This is a genomic window from Brevibacillus centrosporus, from assembly GCF_003710815.1.
GTDB lineage: Bacteria > Bacillota > Bacilli > Brevibacillales > Brevibacillaceae > Brevibacillus > Brevibacillus centrosporus.
Genome location: NZ_RHHP01000038.1, coordinates 45,904 through 63,732, shown reverse-complemented (window position 1 = coordinate 63,732; position 17,829 = coordinate 45,904). Strand labels below are relative to the sequence as shown.

Annotated in this window: 19 protein-coding genes; 3 read left to right on the top strand and 16 right to left on the bottom strand. The window is 51.4% G+C overall.

All coding sequences use genetic code 11. The annotated features are described in order from the left end of the window. Positions 1–32: 32 nt before the first annotated feature. The 4 genes from EDM55_RS24735 to EDM55_RS24720 form a co-directional block, all read right to left on the bottom strand. Positions 33–782 (bottom strand): SDR family NAD(P)-dependent oxidoreductase, encoded by a 750-nt coding sequence (locus tag EDM55_RS24735; RefSeq protein WP_092267153.1) that lies wholly within the window; start codon positions 780–782, stop codon positions 33–35. Positions 783–797: 15 nt separating this feature from the next. Further along, positions 798–2,273: a dipeptidase PepV gene (pepV, locus tag EDM55_RS24730; protein ID WP_307723918.1), complete on the bottom strand. Its 1,476-nt coding sequence runs from the start codon at positions 2,271–2,273 to the stop codon at positions 798–800. Between the two features lie 62 nt (positions 2,274–2,335). Further along, positions 2,336–3,253 carry a homoserine O-acetyltransferase MetA gene (gene metA, locus EDM55_RS24725; protein ID WP_092267155.1) on the bottom strand — a complete coding sequence of 306 codons (918 nt, stop codon included), beginning with the start codon at positions 3,251–3,253 and terminating at the stop codon, positions 2,336–2,338. Between the two features lie 140 nt (positions 3,254–3,393). Beyond that, complete coding sequence (locus EDM55_RS24720) at positions 3,394–4,842, bottom strand: nicotinate phosphoribosyltransferase (RefSeq protein WP_092267156.1); 1,449 nt, start codon at positions 4,840–4,842, stop codon at positions 3,394–3,396. 130 nt (positions 4,843–4,972) lie between these two features. Between EDM55_RS24720 and EDM55_RS24715 the strand changes: the two genes are divergently transcribed. Together EDM55_RS24715 and rluF are read left to right on the top strand one after the other, a co-directional pair. Further along, positions 4,973–5,620: an MOSC domain-containing protein gene (locus tag EDM55_RS24715; RefSeq protein WP_092267158.1), complete on the top strand. Its 648-nt coding sequence runs from the start codon at positions 4,973–4,975 to the stop codon at positions 5,618–5,620. Positions 5,621–5,632: 12 nt separating this feature from the next. Beyond that, positions 5,633–6,319: a 23S rRNA pseudouridine(2604) synthase RluF gene (gene rluF / locus EDM55_RS24710; protein WP_122961622.1), complete on the top strand. Its 687-nt coding sequence runs from the start codon at positions 5,633–5,635 to the stop codon at positions 6,317–6,319. Positions 6,320–6,514: 195 nt separating this feature from the next. Here rluF and EDM55_RS24705 read toward each other — a convergent pair whose 3' ends face one another. The 12 genes from EDM55_RS24705 to EDM55_RS24650 form a co-directional block, all read right to left on the bottom strand. Further along, the gene (locus EDM55_RS24705) at positions 6,515–7,174 is read right to left on the bottom strand and encodes a Type 1 glutamine amidotransferase-like domain-containing protein (protein ID WP_092267162.1); all 660 of its coding nucleotides are present in this window, start codon (positions 7,172–7,174) and stop codon (positions 6,515–6,517) included. Between the two features lie 403 nt (positions 7,175–7,577). After that, positions 7,578–7,892 carry a putative quinol monooxygenase gene (locus EDM55_RS24700; RefSeq protein WP_092267164.1) on the bottom strand — a complete coding sequence of 105 codons (315 nt, stop codon included), beginning with the start codon at positions 7,890–7,892 and terminating at the stop codon, positions 7,578–7,580. A gap of 23 nt (positions 7,893–7,915) precedes the next feature. Beyond that, positions 7,916–8,746 (bottom strand): alpha/beta fold hydrolase, encoded by an 831-nt coding sequence (locus tag EDM55_RS24695; RefSeq protein ID WP_122961621.1) that lies wholly within the window; start codon positions 8,744–8,746, stop codon positions 7,916–7,918. Continuing rightward, positions 8,743–9,147 carry a hypothetical protein gene (locus tag EDM55_RS24690; protein ID WP_122961620.1) on the bottom strand — a complete coding sequence of 135 codons (405 nt, stop codon included), beginning with the start codon at positions 9,145–9,147 and terminating at the stop codon, positions 8,743–8,745. The genes EDM55_RS24695 and EDM55_RS24690 overlap by 4 nt, the downstream gene beginning before the upstream one ends. A gap of 77 nt (positions 9,148–9,224) precedes the next feature. Then, a complete protein-coding gene (locus EDM55_RS24685) occupies positions 9,225–10,010 on the bottom strand; it encodes an N-acyl homoserine lactonase family protein (protein WP_122961619.1) in 786 nt (261 codons plus the stop codon). Positions 10,011–10,128: 118 nt separating this feature from the next. Then, positions 10,129–11,577 carry an aldehyde dehydrogenase family protein gene (locus EDM55_RS24680; protein WP_122961618.1) on the bottom strand — a complete coding sequence of 483 codons (1,449 nt, stop codon included), beginning with the start codon at positions 11,575–11,577 and terminating at the stop codon, positions 10,129–10,131. Between the two features lie 25 nt (positions 11,578–11,602). Next, positions 11,603–12,934, bottom strand: coding sequence for an MFS transporter (locus EDM55_RS24675; protein WP_092267174.1), 1,332 nt, complete (start codon positions 12,932–12,934; stop codon positions 11,603–11,605). A gap of 131 nt (positions 12,935–13,065) precedes the next feature. Further along, the gene (locus EDM55_RS24670) at positions 13,066–13,836 is read right to left on the bottom strand and encodes a carboxymuconolactone decarboxylase family protein (protein ID WP_122961617.1); all 771 of its coding nucleotides are present in this window, start codon (positions 13,834–13,836) and stop codon (positions 13,066–13,068) included. After that, complete coding sequence (locus EDM55_RS24665) at positions 13,833–14,744, bottom strand: NAD(P)-dependent oxidoreductase (protein WP_092267177.1); 912 nt, start codon at positions 14,742–14,744, stop codon at positions 13,833–13,835. The genes EDM55_RS24670 and EDM55_RS24665 overlap by 4 nt, the downstream gene beginning before the upstream one ends. 40 nt (positions 14,745–14,784) lie before the next feature. Then, entirely contained in the window at positions 14,785–15,162 is a 378-nt protein-coding gene (gene pcaC / locus EDM55_RS24660; protein ID WP_092267179.1) for a 4-carboxymuconolactone decarboxylase, read from the bottom strand. A gap of 338 nt (positions 15,163–15,500) precedes the next feature. After that, positions 15,501–16,148, bottom strand: coding sequence for a GntR family transcriptional regulator (locus EDM55_RS24655; protein WP_092267180.1), 648 nt, complete (start codon positions 16,146–16,148; stop codon positions 15,501–15,503). Positions 16,149–16,382: 234 nt separating this feature from the next. Then, a complete protein-coding gene (locus EDM55_RS24650) occupies positions 16,383–16,709 on the bottom strand; it encodes a DUF1904 family protein (RefSeq protein WP_092267182.1) in 327 nt (108 codons plus the stop codon). Positions 16,710–16,979: 270 nt separating this feature from the next. On the opposite strand from EDM55_RS24650, the gene EDM55_RS24645 reads away from it, so the two are divergent. Beyond that, complete coding sequence (locus tag EDM55_RS24645; RefSeq protein ID WP_122961616.1) at positions 16,980–17,810, top strand: undecaprenyl-diphosphate phosphatase; 831 nt, start codon at positions 16,980–16,982, stop codon at positions 17,808–17,810. Positions 17,811–17,829: the final 19 nt, after the last annotated feature.

The following is a 17,829-nucleotide window of genomic DNA, read 5'->3' as shown; positions in this document are numbered from 1 at the left end:
GAAGAGTACGTGTGAATAGGAACTTTGCTCTATTATCTTCCACCGCTCACATTGAAAATCTCACCCGTGATGTAGTTCGCAGAATCCGACGCCAGAAAAGCAATCATCTCTGCAACGTCTTGCGGCGACCCTGCTCGTTTCAAGGGGACTGTCGGCAAAAACTGCTGCAGCCTCTCCCCTGATGAAAATTTCTCATGCCACGCTGTGTCGATAATACCAGGCGCAACCGCATTGACGAGAATTCCCTGATCGGCAAATTCTCTCGCCATCCCGATCGTCAGCGTGTTGACTGCTCCTTTGGCAGAAGCATAGTGCACACTTTCCCCGGCCCCTCCAAAGCGAGCCGCCCCTGATGAAATATTGATAATTTTCCCTTCCCCTCGAGGCAGCATGTCGCGCAGTACGGCCTGCGAGCAAAAAAGCACGCTTTTGACATTGACCGCGTAAGTCTTGTCCCACAGCTCCTCCTGAAGCTCCATGAACCTGCTCGGCTGTATGCCTGCGCCTGCATTGTTCACCAGGACGTGAATCGACCCGAACCGCTCCAAAACCTCAGAGGCCATCCGGTTCACTTGGTCTCTATCCGACACATCGGCAGAAAAGAGAGCACAGTCACCACCCTTTGCCCGGATCTGCGCCGCTGCTTCTTCCGCTCCTTGCAGATTGGAATGGTAGTGGATCGCCACTTGTGCCCCGCGAGATCCCAACAGCTTTGCAGCAGCACACCCAATGCCCGAGCTCGCACCCGTTATAAGTACAACCTTCCCTTGCAGATCATGCACGTCTCATCCGCTCCCCTACTCTTCCTCGTGAAAATCTGCATTCGCAAGCTCATAGATCGCTCTCGCATACATCGCGGCGGACAGCAGCAGATCTTCCACCTCGATGTACTCATCTGCCTGATGAGCGAGCGACGTTTTGCCGGGGAAGAGCGGACCAAAGGCAACGCCATTGCCAATGTGGTACGCATACGTGCCTCCACCGGTTGACAGGAGTACTGGCGCAAGCCCCGTCATCTCCTGGTACACGCGCTGCAAAATACCGATCATCGGATGGTCCTTTGGTACATGATGACCTTTTTTCAAGAGCGGAGGCTCGATGACAAAGCCGTATTTCCCGACTCTTTCGGCGATTCCCTCCAAAATCCGGCTCGCCTCATCCGTCACCGGGTAGCGCAAATTGATGTGAAAAAACGATTCGCCATCCGGCTCATACTGCAAGATCCCACTATTGATTGTGAGTGCCCCAGTTATCTCGTCCGCAGAGGCAATCCCCAACGCTTCACCGGCGTAGTCCTCAAACAGGTACTGATCCACGCAACGAAGGAATCGCTCTGCCTCCTCCTGAAAGGAATGCGCAACGAGAAAATGCACCAGCTCCAGAGCCGCATTGATCCCAAGCTCGGGCTCCATACCGTGCGCCGCTTTTCCTTCCATCGAAAGGACGAGCTGCTCTGCCTCTATCCGTGCTGCCCCCTTGCTTCCACGAGACTCGCAGTAGAGACTGTAAGCTGCTGCCATCTCGCTTAGCCGCTCTGTCTCTACTGCCGTAAGCACTGCCCGAGCTGACTTTGGCACCATGTTGGCAGTGCCGCCACCGAAAAAGGAAAGCAGACGCCACGGAGCTGCCGTTCCCTGTCCAGCGACATTCCTCACCGCCACAGACGGGTCAGACGTCCTTTTCCCCAGCATGATCCGTGTATTGATCTGCCCTTTTTCCGCATGCACGATGGGAAAGTCCGCATCTGGCGTAAAACCTGCGAGCGGCAGCTTTTCCGTCTCGCGGTATCGCGCCATACAGCGGCTCCCGCTCTCCTCATCCGTCCCGAAAATGAAGCGGACGTTACGCTGGAGGGAAAGCCCCAGCTCCTTGACAATTTTCATGCCGTAGTAGGCAGCGAGGGTCGGTCCTTTGTCATCAATGGCTCCACGGGCAAACAGCTTGCCCTCTCGCATCGTCGGCTCGTAAGGCGGTGAAGTCCAATCTCCCGTCGCTGCTACGACATCCAGATGTCCCAGCACCGCTACGTAATCATCACTCTCGGAGTCCCCAAGCTGGGCATAGCCGACGTAGCCCTCCAGATTTGCCGTTCGAAAACCATCTCGCTCTGCCAGATCCAGCATGTAGTCCAGTGCGCGCCCGATTTCCTTTCCCATCGGTGCACCGGGCTCACTCGTCTGTCCATCCTTTACGCTAGGGATTCGCAAAAGTCCGTATAGATCCTCGAACAAGCTTTCTTTTCTCTTGCTCACTTCATCCTGCCAGTTGATCATAGTTACCCTCCTCTTCTATGCAAAAAACCATCCGATCGGCTCGGATGGTGAAACGGCGGTTTTTACTTGCTTTGTTTCAAATCGTAAGGCGTTTCCTGGTAGACGTAGTAGTTCAGCCAGTTGGAGAACAAGAGGTTGGCATGCGCACGCCAAGTAACGATCGGCTGACGGTCGGGGTCGTCTTTTGGGTAGTAGTTTCGTGGTACCGCTATGTCCAGACCTTTGTTGATGTCACGCCTGTACTCGTCCTGCAACGACGTCGGATCGTACTCCGAGTGACCGGTCACGAAAATTTGCCGTCCGTCCTTGGTAGCGACGAGATAGACACCGGATTCCTCGGATTCCGACAGAATTTCCAGCTCTGGCACCTTTTCGATGTCCTCCCGACGGTTTTCCGTATGACGGGAGTGCGGGATGTAGAAATAGTTGTCAAATCCGCGCAGCAGTTTCACGTTTTGCTTGTTCAGCGTATGCGGGAAAATTCCGAACATCTTCTCTGGCAAAGGATGCTTAGGAACGCCGAAGTGATGGTAAAGTCCCGCTTGCGCTCCCCAGCAAATGTGGAGCGTCGAAGTAACGTTTTCCATCTTCCAGTCAAGGATTTCCTTCAATTCATCCCAGTACGTCACTTGTTCGAATTCGAGCTGTTCAATAGGTGCTCCCGTGATGATCATCCCGTCAAAACGCTGATCCTTGATTTCTTCAAACGTTTTATAAAACATCGACAAGTGCTCTTCCGATGTATTTTTCGACGTATGGCTGGACATGTGCAGCAACACGATCTCCACCTGCAGCGGTGTATTCCCCAGAAGGCGGAGGAGCTGAGTTTCCGTCGTTTCCTTGACAGGCATCAGGTTTAAAATGACGATGCGCAGCGGCCGGATATCCTGCGTGAAGGCTCTGCTCTCCTTCATCACGAAAATATTCTCCCCCGCCAGTATTTCGGTTGCTGGCAATTCGTCAGGCAATTTAATTGGCATGTTTAATCCCCCTTTCCATCCTTTGCAAAAAAGCAGGCAGAAAAAATAATCCGACTAATTTGAAAAAGCTACATTCCTATCTGCTAGGATAATAGCTGGAAAGTAAAAAAGCAACGTCCTTCAGAACGTTGCTTCACGCGTTACTTCGACATATATTCTTTCATTAACCGATTCTTCGTCTCCCATACCTCATCACTCATATACAAGCGGTAGTGCTCCGGATTGAGCATCCGCAAATACTCGGGCCAGAACAAGTCCAGCTGCTGGCGATGATAGAGGCGGATCTCCTCGAGAGACGGCAGCTTATACACGAGCTCGCCATCGAGGAAGACCGGTACCAGAAGCGCTTCGGATTTGTACTTTTTCAGCTGCTTGTTCAAGTACGGATGGCTCGGATTAAACAGATGCAGGGATTCCCCTTTCGGCACCAGCTCCTCATGCGGGAAGCACAGGTAGTCCGCAATGGCTTTGTTCGTCTCCGGATCAATCAAGCGGTACATATCCTTGATACCCGGATTCGTCACTTTCTCCGGGTTGCCCGAGATCTTGATTGTCGGCAAATATTCTCCGTCTGCCCCTTCGCGCGCAACCAGCTTGTAAACGCCACCCAATGTCGGCTGATCCGCTGCTGTAATCAGCTGTGTTCCGACTCCCCAGCTGTCTACACGGGCTCCTTGTACTTTCAGATTCATGATGGTGTGCTCATCAAGATCATTGGAAGCGACGATCTTCACGTAAGGCAGCCCTGCTTTGTCCAGCATCTCTCTGGTTTTGATAGAGAGGTAGGCAAGATCTCCGCTGTCCAGTCGTACGGCAGACAGTCGCTTGCCTTCTGCCTCCAGCCGCTTGCCCAGCTCAATGGCGTGCGGCACGCCGCTGTTCAACGTATCGTACGTATCCACGAGCAGCGTCACTTGACCGGGCAATGCCTGTGCGAAGCGGTCAAAGGCTTCTTCCTCGCTGTCAAAGCTCTGTACCCAGGAGTGGGCATGCGTGCCCTTCGTCGGGATGTCAAACATTTTGCCTGCCAGCATGTTGGAGGTAGCATCAAAGCCTGCCAAATACGCCGCTCGCGTCCCCCATAGTGCAGCATCCGCTTCCTGTGCCCGCCGTGTACCGAATTCCATCAGGATGTCAGAGCCTGCCACGTTTTTAATGCGGGAGGCCTTCGTTGCGATCAGCGTCTGGTAGTTCATGTAGTTCAAAAGCGCTGTCTCTACCAGCTGAGCTTCCATCATGCGGCCCTCGACGCGGATCAGCGGCTCGTTCGGAAATACCAGTGTCCCTTCCTTTACGGAGTACAAAGAGCCTGTAAAGCGCAGCTGCTTCAGCTCCTCGAGGAACCCGGGATCGTAATTTTCCTCCTGCTCACTCAAATAGACCAGATCACTTTCTTCAAAACGGAGATTTTGTATGTAAGCGACAATTCTAGCAAGTCCAGCCGATACCGCATAGCCGTTGCCAAAGGGCAGCTTGCGGAAATAGGCTTCAAACACCACTTTTTTGTTATGCGTCCCATTGATCCAGTGGGCGTACATCATATTAATCTGATATTTATCTGTGTGCAGTACCACACCTGTCGATTGCATGAACATAAGCCTCCTGTATCTTCCTTTCCCCCATCATACCAGAGTTGCCACAGGATGTCCCGCCGGGCAGTGGTAGGAAGTGGGGTTTTGTTATAGTATGAGGAGAGTGCACATGTAGGGAGTGAAAACTATGTCGGATAGAAAAATCGTTTACGTAAGCAAAGGCTTGCCGAAGAACATGACATATAATGGACAAGAATATCTTTCTGGCATTTGGAAGGAGCAAACAGACGAGCTTCACGTCGCCACCCAGCAAATCGCCGAGGACGATGTCGCGAACCCTGCATACCACGGCGGTCCAGATCGCGTCGTCTGTCTCTATCCTTTTGAACATTATGCTCATTGGGAGAAGGAATTCGATCAGCCCTTGGAAAAGGCGGCATTTGGGGAAAATGTAACTGCAGAAAACATGCGTGAGGATCAGGTGTGCATCGGGGATGTCTATCAATTCGGGGATGCCATCCTGCAAGTTTCGCAAGGCCGCTATCCTTGTGCTACGATTAATAAGCGAAATCACAATAACCAACTGCTAAAGCAAATCATTGCAGCCGGGTATACCGGGTACTTTTTCCGTGTCCTGCAAGAAGGGACGATCGAGTCAGACTCACCGATCATCCAGCTGTCTGCCCATCCCGCCCAGGTGACGGTCGCTTCGATCCACCATCTGTATTTTCACGAGAAATCGCCAGATCCCAAGGTGCTCGCACGAATGCTCGAGCTGGAAGAACTCGCGACACCTTGGCGCAATAAACTGATCGAGAAGCAGCAAAAGCTATGAAAGGAACGTTCCATGCGAATCAATAAATACATAAGCGAAACCGGTTTTTGTTCACGCCGGGAGTCAGACAAGCTGATAGAAGCAGGACGCGTGACGATCAATGGACGACTGGCAGAGCTGGGCAGTACCGTTTCGCCCGGTGACGACGTTCGCGTCGATGGCAATCCGCTAGGCGCCAAGAAAAAGTCCGTCTACATCGCCCTCAACAAGCCCGTCGGCATTACCTGTACGACCGAATTGCATGTAAAAGGAAATATAATCGACTTCGTGAATCATCCAGAGCGCATCTTCCCTATCGGTCGGTTGGACAAAGACTCCCAAGGCCTGATCTTGCTCACGAATGACGGCGATATCGTCAATAAAATCCTGCGAGCGGAAAACAACCATGAGAAAGAGTACATCGTCACGGTCGACAAGCCGATCACCCCGCTATTCATACAGGGGATGTCCGGCGGTGTGCGCATCCTCGGCACCATCACCAAACCGTGCAAGGTCACCAAAATCAGCGATCGCGTCTTCAAAATCGTTCTCACCCAAGGACTGAACCGGCAAATCAGACGGATGTGCCAGGCGTTCGGCTATCAGGTGCGGCAGCTGAAACGGGTCCGGATCATGAACATTGAACTGGGCGAACTCAGAGTTGGTCAATGGCGAGATCTGACCGAGCGAGAGCTGACGGAGCTGAACAAGAGTTTGTAAACGAAACAGGATTGGGCTGCTTGCAGTCGCTCAGTCCTGTTTTTCGCGTCTTCATGCGCGCCTGAAACCCTAATGCTGTGCCAACTTTTAGCAGCCGAAACGGATCAGGTATAGATCAATTATCTGCAGACTATTCGAATGAAAAAGGCAGCGGCAGCCACGAACCTAAAAGAATGCTCCTGAACGCCACTGCCTTTATTCAACTGCCGGTCCGTTTCTATAAAAATAGACTTGTCCTGCGGTTTCCGAAACAACCTGGTTTTTAAAGTAAATTCCCGAATCGTCATCCATCCCGTAACCAATGTAAGCATTGGTTAGAGTCAGCGCTTTTTTCAAGTTGGTCTCTTCTTTCCACTTCGAAAAATGAACACTTACCACGCAATGATCGATCAATCCCAGACCTGGCAAGAAAAGATGCTCATTTTTCCTGTTGTCAATTGGTGGGATCACGCAAATGTTCGGACTGATCAAGGCGCCTGCTGAAAATCCCGCAACAGGAGTGCCCTCTGCGTACATTCTCTTTACTATTTTCCCGATCTCGGTATCAACCACATACTCTCTGTAACGTTCTGTATCGCCACCACAAATAATCACTCCTGTAGCCAAAGAAAGTTGCTCGATAAAATGGGGTGATGGTGCTGGAGTCAATGGTAAGTATTCAAAATGGGCAATGCCATTCTGTTCTAATACGTCGGTATACCTGGGCATGTATTCTTTCCATCCATCGCGTTCCATAAACAATACAGCCACCTGAGTGCCATTTAAACCGTTCGAAGAAAGATGCGCGAATGTTTTGCCTAATACATCATTGAATGGCGGCCCTCCACCGAATAAAAACAAATGAGTGTCTGCCATAAATAACCTCCTACCCCTCTCCAAAATCACGCTTTGGCGAGTTCATTTTTTCCTGTATTCCTTATTGAACGATTCTATCTGTCAGCTTCATCTCTAACAGTCAGTCTATCTCTATCCTTTTCTGGTCTGCAACCTTCCTTTCAATGGGTAGCCCGAGAAGTGGAGGAAGAGACGAATCAGCTGATCGTCCATCCCGAGCTATTCGGCATTTATTCGAGGTCACAGCCACTGTCCTAAGAACGACGCGACATTTTACACACCAAAAAGGCCCCGGACGAACCATTGTGTTCATCAGGGGCCTTTCATCAAGTTATTCCGATTCTAGACTTCCGACAGCCAGCTCCAGCGATGTTTCCCCTTGAGCTGGCTGCGTTCTTCTCCTCATCATTTCTTCACTCGCCAATCACTGCTTTTCCCAACCTGCCTCGTCCGGAAATACCGAATCAAAGGTCACAATCGTATACGGCTCTGCGATCAGCTCTGCTACGTCTGCCTTCCACTTGTGAAAATGATCAGTGGTGCGATGCTTTGCTTGGTCGTCCTTCGTGCGATACACCTCGGTCAGCAGAAAGCGGGTCGGATCATCCTGCTGCTGCAGCACGTCAAAACGTATGACACCTTCTTCTCGCAGGCTGTTTTGAGCGTTTTGCATGGTCGCTTCCTTGAAAGCGTCGATGGCCTGTTCTTTTACAAGAATGGAAACGTGAACGATATACATCTCTCTCACTCCTACTTTCGTATCTAGCATAACTTGTCCAGTACGGGCCGCAGATACTCCATTAGCAGATCCGGATTTTCGCTCATAGGGAAATGACCCATCGTTTTCATGACGTGAAATTCGGCTCCGGGAATCAGCGCGGCCGTCCTGCGTGACATTTCCGGCGAGCAGGAGTAATCGTACTCGCCGGTAAACAAGAACACCGGACATTGGCTCGTGTCGATTTTCCCTACCCGATCTGTGGCATTCCAGTCTTCGCTGTAGAAGGAAATATCGCCGTAGTACACGCCAGGCGCTCCTTGGCTGTAAATCCACCACACATCTCTGCGCAGATGCTCCGGGCTTTGCGGGGCCATAAGTCCGTATACATTTGTTGCGCACATTTCCCCGCCATTGATCTGCGGATGGAACAAATAGTCGTTCAAACGACCACCCGTAGCGGCAGCCGCTTCCAGCGCAATCACTCCCCGAAACTTTTCGGGGAAGCGGTACGCCAGCTCAAGCGTGATATTGCCTCCCATGGAGCATCCGAGCATGAGTGGCTCCTCGATGTCTGCCGTTTGCAGAAAAGTCATGATGAACTCCACGTACAGGTCCGTAGTCAACCGGTACGGCTCCAGCCACCATTCCTTCGGCGGCATCGAGCGCCCGTGAAACGGCAGGTCAAAGGCGATCACCTGAAAGCGGGACAGCAGCTCCCGATTTCGCAGCAGCTCCTGATACTGGCGGGAGTCTGCCCCCGCCGTGTGTAGGCAGACGAGTGGGACTCCCTGACCGGCGCTTTCGTAATAGATACGGTAATGCTTGCCCTGCACGGTCATTTCTACATATCTTCCTGTCACCGGGTCCTTCATCTCGTTTCCCCTCCAACCTCGCGTACGAGCGACATCATTCTCGTCAGAGAGCGGATATGCTGCATCGCTTTCAAACGGTTTCCTGTCAATCGGCATTCCGGCAATCGGGTGACCATCCCGAGCAGGTCATAGTACATCGGGGGAGGAAGCGGCTGCGCAAACTTGCTCCAGGCCTCCTCCGTTCCCTCGATGGCAAAATCCCAGCTGTCGTTCCAGGTAGGCGCCACGACCGAAATCACCTTTCCGCCCACGACGTGAAACAAGTAAACCGCTTCTCCGACCCGCCAGACAAAATCGCAGGTCATCCATCTCGCAATCCAGGACAGCTCCCGGTCTTCGTTGACGACCTGGCGGAATTGTTCCATCCACTCGGGCGAGAACATGTGCAGGCTGTTTGCCATCTTCTTGCCACCTCCGTTCCTTCCTGTGAAAATCCGAAAGCCAGCCACCCGTAGCTAGGGTCCTCTGACTTCACCCTTTAGGCGATCCGGACTACGATACCCTCCAGCTCGTCGGAAGCCGCCGGGAACCGCTCCATCACCAGCGGATCGTGGCCCGGGATAATCAGCTCCGGTGAATCCGCCAACGATTTGACCAGCTCGAACGCATCGTACATTTGCGGCAGATGAGTCACGACCCAAAACGGGCGGTCTTCATTGATATTCTTGTAGTAATGAGTGGCGTCGGAAGCGAGCACGACTGTCCCCTTCTCCGTCTGCACCTCAACGATCTGCAAGCCGGCGGAGTGGCCGCCTGCCTTGTGCACCGTTACGCCTGGGAGGATCGCTTTGCTGCCACTCACAAACTGCACTCTCCCTTTGAAGTTCTCCTTGACGAGGTGAACGACATCGTCGGTGGTAATATGGTGGAGAAAGTGCGGCTTGGAGGCGTACTTCCCCGTCCAGAACGCCATTTCTTCCTCCTGCACCACGAAGGTGGCGTTTGGAAACTTGTCCAGATTGCCCAAATGGTCGTAATGCATATGAGTAATGACCACAAGTGGGACAGACGCCGGGTCGACCCCCAGCTTGCCCAGGACGCTTGCTGGGCAGCGCAGGAAGTTGCGCTTGCGCTCTGCGGCTACTGCTTCATTAAAGCCGGTATCGACGACGATCACCTGATCTCCCGCCTTGATCAGCCAAATGTAGTAATCCATAGGCATGGAATAGTTCTCGTGAGGATCGGCAGCTCCGTAAAAATGATCGCTGCAGACGGCTTCCCGTGTCGAATACTTGATGGCATAGACTTCATGTGATTTTGTCATGTTTGTTCACCCCTCCACTTTTTCTGCCGCCAATGCCTGCTTCTGACCGAAAGAAATCGGCAGTGTCCGGGAACACATGCCGAAGAAAAGAAACATTTGTTCAAAAGAGAAGCGTCTACTACAGCTTGATCCCGATAAACTTGATCTCGGTCATTTCCTCGATCGCATAAGCCACGCCCTCTTTGCCGATTCCGCTCTGCTTGACCCCTCCGTACGGAATGTGGTCGTAGCGGCGGATGGACGCGTCGTTGATCCAGACGCCGCCCGTTTCCAATGCCTCTGCCACGCGCAGGGCGCGGCTGATGTCTTTCGTGAATACACCCGCATGCAGTCCCAGATCTGAAGCGTTCGCCTGCGCAATCGCTTCGGCTTCCTCGTCGAACGGAATAACGCTGAAGACTGGCGCGAAGATTTCCTGGCAAACCACTTTCATTTCATGGGAGACATTCGTCAGGACAGCTGGCTCCAGCAAAGCCCCGCTGCGCTTCCCGCCGGTCAGAACTGTTGCCCCCTGCTCGGCAGCTTCGCGAATCCACTCCTCGGCGCGTGCCGCTGCTGCTTCCGTGATCATCGGCCCGACGTCTGTGGCCTCGTCCAGCGGATTTCCGACGCGCAGCGCACGCACGCCGTCGACCAATTTGTTCAACAGAGCCTGGTACACACTTCGCTGAACGTAAATTCTCTGCACGGAAATGCACGCCTGCCCCGAGGTCACGACCCCTCCGCGAACCAAGGCTGCGGCAGCAGCATCCAGGTCGGCGTCCTCGAAGACAAGATTGGGCGCATTCGAGCCCAGCTCCAGCGTGACGTTTTTATGGCCCGCCAGCTCCTTCAGCTTCCAGCCCACCTGGCCGCTTCCCGTGAACGTCACGCGCTTTACCCGTGGATCTTTCACCAGAGGCTCCGCCAAATCCTGTCCCGGGCCCATCACAATGTTCAGTGCCCCTGCCGGCAGCCCGGCTTCCATAAACAGCTGGTACAGCATGACAGGCGACAGCGGCGTTTTTTCGGCAGGCTTCAGCACGATGGTGTTCCCGGCGGCAATCGCCGGGGCAACCTTGTGCAAGACCAGATTGAGCGGGAAGTTGAACGGCGTGATCGCCACCACGACGCCAATCGGATACCTTTTCGTAAACCCAAACTGATTCTCCCCGCCATGGGCGCTGTCCAGCTGGATTTCTTCCCCGTGAATTTGCTTGGCTCCCTCGGAAGCGAACCGCAGCACTTGCACGGCGCGGTCTACCTCCACGCGAGCCTCGCGTATCGGCTTGCCCGTCTCCAGCACGAGCAGGTTTGCGAAAGACTCCGTCCTGCTCTCCAGCAAATCCGCCGTCTTGCGCAAAATGTCCGATCTGCGGTAGGCAGGCATTTTCTTCATCGTCTCTTGAAACACCCGCTGGGAGACGGTGATAGCCTGTTCTACATCCTCCTTCGTTGCGCAGCTGATTTTCCCAATCAGCTGATTGTTGTACGGATTGCGCACCTCCAGGACGGCGCTTTCCTCTGATTTTACTTCCTGGCCGTCAATAAAGGAGCCAAAGTAGAACCGCTCTGTTTGTGATAGCATATCCCTTCCTCCTTCTCCGTCTTGTTTACTCCGCTTGGTTAAAGTCCACATCTTTCGTTTCCGGCCCGAGATAGGCACCTACCGTTCCAATCACCGCACCAATGATCAGGAGTGCGATAATCGTCGAGTTGTACGACATGATCCCGCCCAGCCAGTTCATGTAGAAAGCGTAGAAGGACGGGAGAACAACAGAAGCACTAAAGCCCAGTCCGAATCCAGAAGCACGCACTTCGGTTGTAAACCGTTCATTGATATACGTGACAATGACACCCCACGGCGCCGTGACAATGACTGAAAACAAGACGACTAGCAGCATGATGAGAGGCAGCGGCAGCGCTTTTCCGTTGAGTATAATTGCAAGCAAGACACTGCCCACAAGGACGATGGCTGGACCAAGGATCAGGAAGAAACGGCGGCGACCAATTTTTTGCCCGATCACTCCTGCCGCGATGTAGCTTCCGAAAAGAACGGCGTAGCTGATAAACAATGTCAGAGTGACCTGAATCCCATCCAATCCAAGGATGGTGCGCAAGACTGTCGTAGGAAGGATCAGGGTGACGATATTTTGCGTCAGCCAAAATCCGGTCATCATAATAAATACTTGAAAGAAGCTTCGTCCTGTCTTTCCTCTGAACATGCTCGCCAGCGAATTTTTTTCTTTCTTGGAACTCTCCCAGGTTTCGGACTCAGGAACCTTCCGAATATAGTACGCAGCCAGCCAAAATGCCAGCAATGCGCCAATCACAAACGGAATCCGCCAACCCCATACGGCGTACGGCGAATCTGGTCCGGCTTGCGGGATTAAAGCAAACGCTGCCAAACCGAGCAAATTAATGACGATGTAGGCCAACGGAAACGCCGACAAAATGAAAGCGCCTACAAAACCACGCTGATGCTTCTCGGAGTATTCCATAGCCAAAGGGTGAGATCCTGTGTAGCCTCCGCCCAAAAATACCCCATCGAGAAAGCGCAGCAAAACAAGCAACCAGTAGGCAGTAATACCAATGGAACTATAGCCAGGTAGAAGGGCAATTAGAAATGTAATAATGCCGAAACCGAGTACGGATGAGATAGTAGCCTTCCGACGGCCGATCTTGTCTCCGAGTGCCCCGAAGATGGTTGCGCCCAGTGGTCGCCCGAGCAGTGTGGTCACGAAAACGAGCGAGGTCAAGATACCCGCCATGCCTTGTGGCAGCTCCTCTGGCTGAAAGTAGCTCAACGCCGGTGTCAGGATGATGGTCGGTAAATAAATGTCGAACATATCCACGAATTCGGTAAAGAACGCTCCCTTAATGGCCGCATTTCTCTTCTCGACGATCTTGCTTTTCTCAACCGTGCTTTGCACCTGAGATGTCATAACGATCCTCCTTTACGTATACAAAATTTTCTTACTCTTTTCTGTGCTAGAGAAAAAGAGCAGCCGGGAATGAAACGATGTGTATGGAATTTCATCCCCGCTGCTTTAAGTCCCAAAGGGCGGTTGCCGTTTTATTCGTTGCCTTTGTTCACCAATCTAGACAAGATCGGCACACTTACTGTTGCTGCATGGATCCCTAAAGTGCTGGCAAGCTCGAGGACCTCCATGATTTCTTCTTTCGTGGCTCCGTATTGGATGGCGTTGCGCATATGCACCCGAATCCCCGGTTCATAAAGATGCGTGGCCGCAGCATCCACTGTCAGGCAAATGAACTCTCGGATTTTCGGATCCAGATGATTGTGTTTGAAGGCAACTCCGGAAAATTCAAGATAAGCCTCGAAAAAGTCAGGATCAAGCAGCAATACGCTATCCCACATTTCGGACCAATAGCCTCTTTCATCGATAAATACCTGCTTGAGCTCCTTTTGGCGAGGGCTCATTTCCGCATCAACGGGCGTGCCATTCTCTGCGAGCACTTCCATGAGAATCGGGGAAGCCACGGTTGCTGCGTGAATCCCGAGAACGCTAGCCAACTCGATCACTTCCATGATTTCCTCGGGAGTTGCCCCGTAGCCTAGTGCATTTTCCATATGCTGCCGTGTTCCCGGCTGATACATATGAGTTGCTGCTACATCGAAGGCAATGTAAATCAATTCTTTTGTCTTCAAATCAATATGACTGTGGTTTTTCTGGAAAGGCACCGCTGAAAATTTCAGGTAGGCTTTGAGAAAGTCGGGATCAAGATGTAGCACATCCTCCCAAATCTCCGTTGACCAGTACCCTCGCTCCTTGATAAAGGCTTCTTTGATGGCGGTTTGATGGGGAGTTAGTTTTTCGTTCATATCAACCTCTCCTCGCTTGCTTCTACTCGGACTTTGGCCCACTCCTCGAATAGCCGGACGACTTCGGTTGTATCTGAATCGGCACCGAGATGTTCCTTTGTCAGTTTAAAAAATTCCTTTACGTTGCTTCCAATCCACATCGTGGCCCCCAAGCGGTCCGCTTCGTGCATGCACAACGCAACATCTTTGTACATGAGACCGGATTTGAAACCGTAATCAAAATTGCGGTTCAGCACAGCAGCCGGGAACTTATCCAGTGTGGCGCTGTTGCGGCCACTGCTGACATTGAATACATCCAGCATGGTTTGCGGATCGAGGCCAGCCTTCACTCCTAATACCATGGCTTCCGAGGTCGCAATCAAGGCTACGGCAGACAAGTAATTATTGGATATTTTGAGCGTTTGTGCCTGGCCTGCCTCAGGTCCCACATAAAAGGTTTTGTTTCCAATGATTTCAAGCACAGGGAGATTGGCATCATAGGCTTCTTTGGGTCCTGCCACCATAATGGACAAGGTGCCCTTTTCAGCGCCCGGCACACCACCACTGACAGGAGCATCCAAGCAGGCAACGCCGCGTTCGGTAAGTGCAGCAGCAATTTGTTGAGCAGCTTCGGGGCCAGTGGTTGATAAATCAATGTAGGTTTGAAAGGGCCTTCCGGAGGTCAGCCCATATTCTCCCAGGGCTACGTTTTTCGCTACTTGCGGATTTGGCAAGCTTACGAGAATCGTATCCGCCAGTTGGGTGATTTCTGCTGGCGTCGATGCGATGACAGCATTCGGATAAGCCTGGAACGGCTTCAACGCTTCCTCCCTGGCATCGAGTACGGCTACGGAATGCCCGTTTTCGAGGAGCCTCCGCGCCATGTGAAACCCCATATTTCCCAAGCCGATAAAACCCAGCTTTGTCAATTTGCTCAACCTTCTTTCGTTTTAAGTAGTGTCCTGATGTTTATTTTTGCAACTCAGCAAGAACACGCTTGCCGACTTTAAACGCTTCCACACCTGCAGGCACACCACAATAAACCGCTACTTGATAAAAGACTTCGGTAATTTCTTCGGGTGTTACACCATTTGTAATGGCTCCTCGTACGTGCAAGGCTAGTTCATCAGGTCGGCCAAGAGCGCTCAGCATCGCAAGGTTAAGCATGCTGCGATCTCTGCGAGAGAGACCCGGGCGTGACCAGCATGTTCCCCAGCACCATTCTGTGGTGAGTTCTTGCATGGGCATGTCAAAATCCGTAGCGTTTGCCAGCGAGCGGTCTACATGCTCAGCTCCCAGTACTGCTCTGCGGATCTCCAAACCTTGATCAAACTTTTCACTTTTCATGTTCGTTCAGCCTCCCGTCGATTTTTCGATCTGTATCCGCTTTCATTTCCTTGTGAAACCCCTTCATCATTAATTAATTTCAATTTTTTGAAATTAACAGATAATAGGGGTCAGTTTGAAAAGAATCGGATGACTTCTTTGCCTTCTCATTGTACATCATTGAATACTATATTGTCGACAATGTTGTATAAAAAAATAAACTTTTCTGACACTGAACCGTTGAAATGATTTGCGTGGCTCCTCGACGCTTGACCGCTGCGCCCGCATGTATCCTGCGCCAAGCCTTTGGCGCAGTCTTCTGTATAAAAAAATCCGGTTTGTTACTGCCGGATTTTTCTCTACGAAGGATAGACTATGTCGAGCGTTTTCAACGAACGGCTTTCCTGATCGCGAATGGCTTGAATTCCTGCCCCCGTATCCCGCTTTTTCAAAGCATCAAGTTGACGGCTGTGTTCTTCATAGGACGAGTACATGTTCTTTCCTTGGCCTATATTTAACACGCTTAATGGACGAGTAGACCTGCGCATGGAATGATGCATTTCGGCCAGAAATTCATTGTTTGCAATGGCAAAAATCGTCTCGTGAAACTTTTCATTGAGAGAATAGTATTCAACAACATCCTCTTTTTGAATGGCAGACCATTGCGCTGCTAGGATCTCCTCCAGCTCTTGGATATCACGATCCGTCACATTATTCACCGCCTTGGCCATCGCGATTTCTTCCAATCGAAACGTAGCGTCATACAATTGGTGGATTTCTATTTTGCGAAATTTTTTGACAACAAACCCATGATGCGGAACGCGTGTCACGAGCCTTTCCTTTTCAAGCATCAACAACGCTTCGCGGACAGGAGCTCTACTCGTGTTAAATTCTTCGGCGAGCTTGGTTTCCACCAAATGTTCGTTTGGGCTGAGAATACCTCGTGCGATTCTTTGTGAAAGTTCTTCCGCTAATTGCAAGGCAATCGTTTTCTTCGTTTCCTTCACTTCCTAAATCTCCTCTAAGTTTGGATTTACGTTCATTCATTTCATTCACTCTTATTATAGTCTATTTGGTATAAAAATAGATAATCCCTTTCTACCCTTTACTCAAAAAGAGCCGCCCTCACTACCTAGCCATAACTGCTCCTCCTGCCACCAAAAACCAGTCCATTCTTCATCAAGAATGGACTGGCCCATTTGCTCCTGTCGAAAACAAAAAATCTTTCCCGGGAAATCTGTCTAAAAATGTTTCCCGTTCGCGTAGTAGCTTTCCTTTTGGTACGTGATAAATGCCATTTCCACCTCAGGTATGTCGAGGGACAGTATGTACTTGGTCACAATTTCAGCGAACTGATCACGTGTCTCCTGCCCGCGCTCAAACCAGGCTACCTCGATAAAGGGATAGGATTCTACCACTTTTCCGCCAAATACGCCGGTCGTATGCAAGCATTCTATCGTGAAATTATCCGTGCCGCATCCGCAAAGAACGGCCAACTCCTCGAGGAGTGGTTCACTGATGGCCGCCAATTTTTCTGCCTGGATTCCTCTTACGATTAGTTGGGGCATGCGCTCTTCTCCTTTGTTTGCAATGTGAGATAGACTTCCTACTCTCATCATACCTTCCTGAACATGAGTTGAGTAGTTACTTTCCTGACTGATCTTTTTTTCTTCCTACCCGTACCCTTTGCTCGCGGTCATTCGTATCTTCCTTTGTGGTTTGCGAGTCATCAAGGAAAGGCTTACTATTTCACGTCTTTTGTATTAAAGTGGATGAGGGACAACTCCTATTAAAACGTGCGCCATACGAGAGAGGCGTTTTTGGAAAGGTGAGTAACCATGGATCTTTGGCATATGTTCGTGGCGTTTGTGTTGGGACTTGTAGAAGGCCTCACAGAATTCGCGCCCGTCTCTTCAACTGGGCACATGATTATCGTCGACGATACCCTTTTGCATTCAAAAGAACTGTTTTCCCCGGAAGTTGCGAATACTTTCAAGGTGGTCATTCAGCTCGGCTCAATTTTAGCGGCTGTGATCGTCTTTAAAGATCGTTTTCTCAGTCTGCTCGGACTCAAAAAAGTCTCCCCGGACGGCAATGGCCCAGGCCACAAGCTTCGGTTGTCGCAGGTCTTTGTCGGACTGCTGCCGGCTGCCGTACTCGGTTTGTTATTTAATGATTACATCGATGAGTATCTGTTTTCCATCAACACCGTTCTCATCGGACTCGTAGCCGGCGCTGTCCTGATGATCGCTGCCGACTGGTTCCGTCCTGGAAAGCCGAAAGCTGCGAGCGTCGACCAAATCACGTACAAGCAAGCACTCATCATCGGGCTGTTTCAATGTATTGCTCTGTGGCCAGGCTTCTCCCGCTCCGGCTCTACGATTTCCGGTGGGGTAATGCTGGGGCTGAGTCACCGCGCAGCCTCTGACTTTACGTTTATCATGGCTGTTCCTGTCATGGCGGGTGCGAGCTTTCTGTCGCTCCTGAAGCACTGGCAGTACATCACGGCGGACACACTGCCCTTCTTTATCGTCGGATTCATCAGCGCGTTCATCTTTGCTTTGCTGGCGATTCGTTTCTTCCTGAAGCTGATCAACAAGATCAAGCTGGTGCCATTTGCTCTGTATCGAATCGTGCTGGCTGCGCTCATTTTCTTCTTCGTGATGTAAAGCCAAAAGAGCATTTGCA

Bases quoted from the DNA above. Each gene is read 5' to 3' on its own strand.
- pcaC (WP_092267179.1), bottom strand. From the start codon at position 15,162: ATGAAAAGTGAAAAGTTTGATCAAGGTTTGGAGATCCGCAGAGCAGTA.
- EDM55_RS24695 (WP_122961621.1), bottom strand. From the start codon at position 8,746: ATGAAGGACCCGGTGACAGGAAGATATGTAGAAATGACCGTGCAGGGC.
- pepV (WP_307723918.1), bottom strand. From the start codon at position 2,273: ATGATCAACTGGCAGGATGAAGTGAGCAAGAGAAAAGAAAGCTTGTTC.
- EDM55_RS24685 (WP_122961619.1), bottom strand. From the start codon at position 10,010: ATGACAAAATCACATGAAGTCTATGCCATCAAGTATTCGACACGGGAA.
- EDM55_RS24690 (WP_122961620.1), bottom strand. From the start codon at position 9,147: ATGGCAAACAGCCTGCACATGTTCTCGCCCGAGTGGATGGAACAATTC.
- EDM55_RS24705 (WP_092267162.1), bottom strand. From the start codon at position 7,174: ATGGCAGACACTCATTTGTTTTTATTCGGTGGAGGGCCGCCATTCAAT.
- EDM55_RS24650 (WP_092267182.1), bottom strand. From the start codon at position 16,709: ATGCCCCAACTAATCGTAAGAGGAATCCAGGCAGAAAAATTGGCGGCC.
- EDM55_RS24670 (WP_122961617.1), bottom strand. From the start codon at position 13,836: ATGAACGAAAAACTAACTCCCCATCAAACCGCCATCAAAGAAGCCTTT.
- metA (WP_092267155.1), bottom strand. From the start codon at position 3,253: ATGCCAATTAAATTGCCTGACGAATTGCCAGCAACCGAAATACTGGCG.
- rluF (WP_122961622.1), top strand. From the start codon at position 5,633: ATGCGAATCAATAAATACATAAGCGAAACCGGTTTTTGTTCACGCCGG.
- EDM55_RS24675 (WP_092267174.1), bottom strand. From the start codon at position 12,934: ATGACATCTCAGGTGCAAAGCACGGTTGAGAAAAGCAAGATCGTCGAG.
- EDM55_RS24720 (WP_092267156.1), bottom strand. From the start codon at position 4,842: ATGCAATCGACAGGTGTGGTACTGCACACAGATAAATATCAGATTAAT.
- EDM55_RS24645 (WP_122961616.1), top strand. From the start codon at position 16,980: ATGGATCTTTGGCATATGTTCGTGGCGTTTGTGTTGGGACTTGTAGAA.
- EDM55_RS24700 (WP_092267164.1), bottom strand. From the start codon at position 7,892: ATGTATATCGTTCACGTTTCCATTCTTGTAAAAGAACAGGCCATCGAC.
- EDM55_RS24715 (WP_092267158.1), top strand. From the start codon at position 4,973: ATGTCGGATAGAAAAATCGTTTACGTAAGCAAAGGCTTGCCGAAGAAC.
- EDM55_RS24680 (WP_122961618.1), bottom strand. From the start codon at position 11,577: ATGCTATCACAAACAGAGCGGTTCTACTTTGGCTCCTTTATTGACGGC.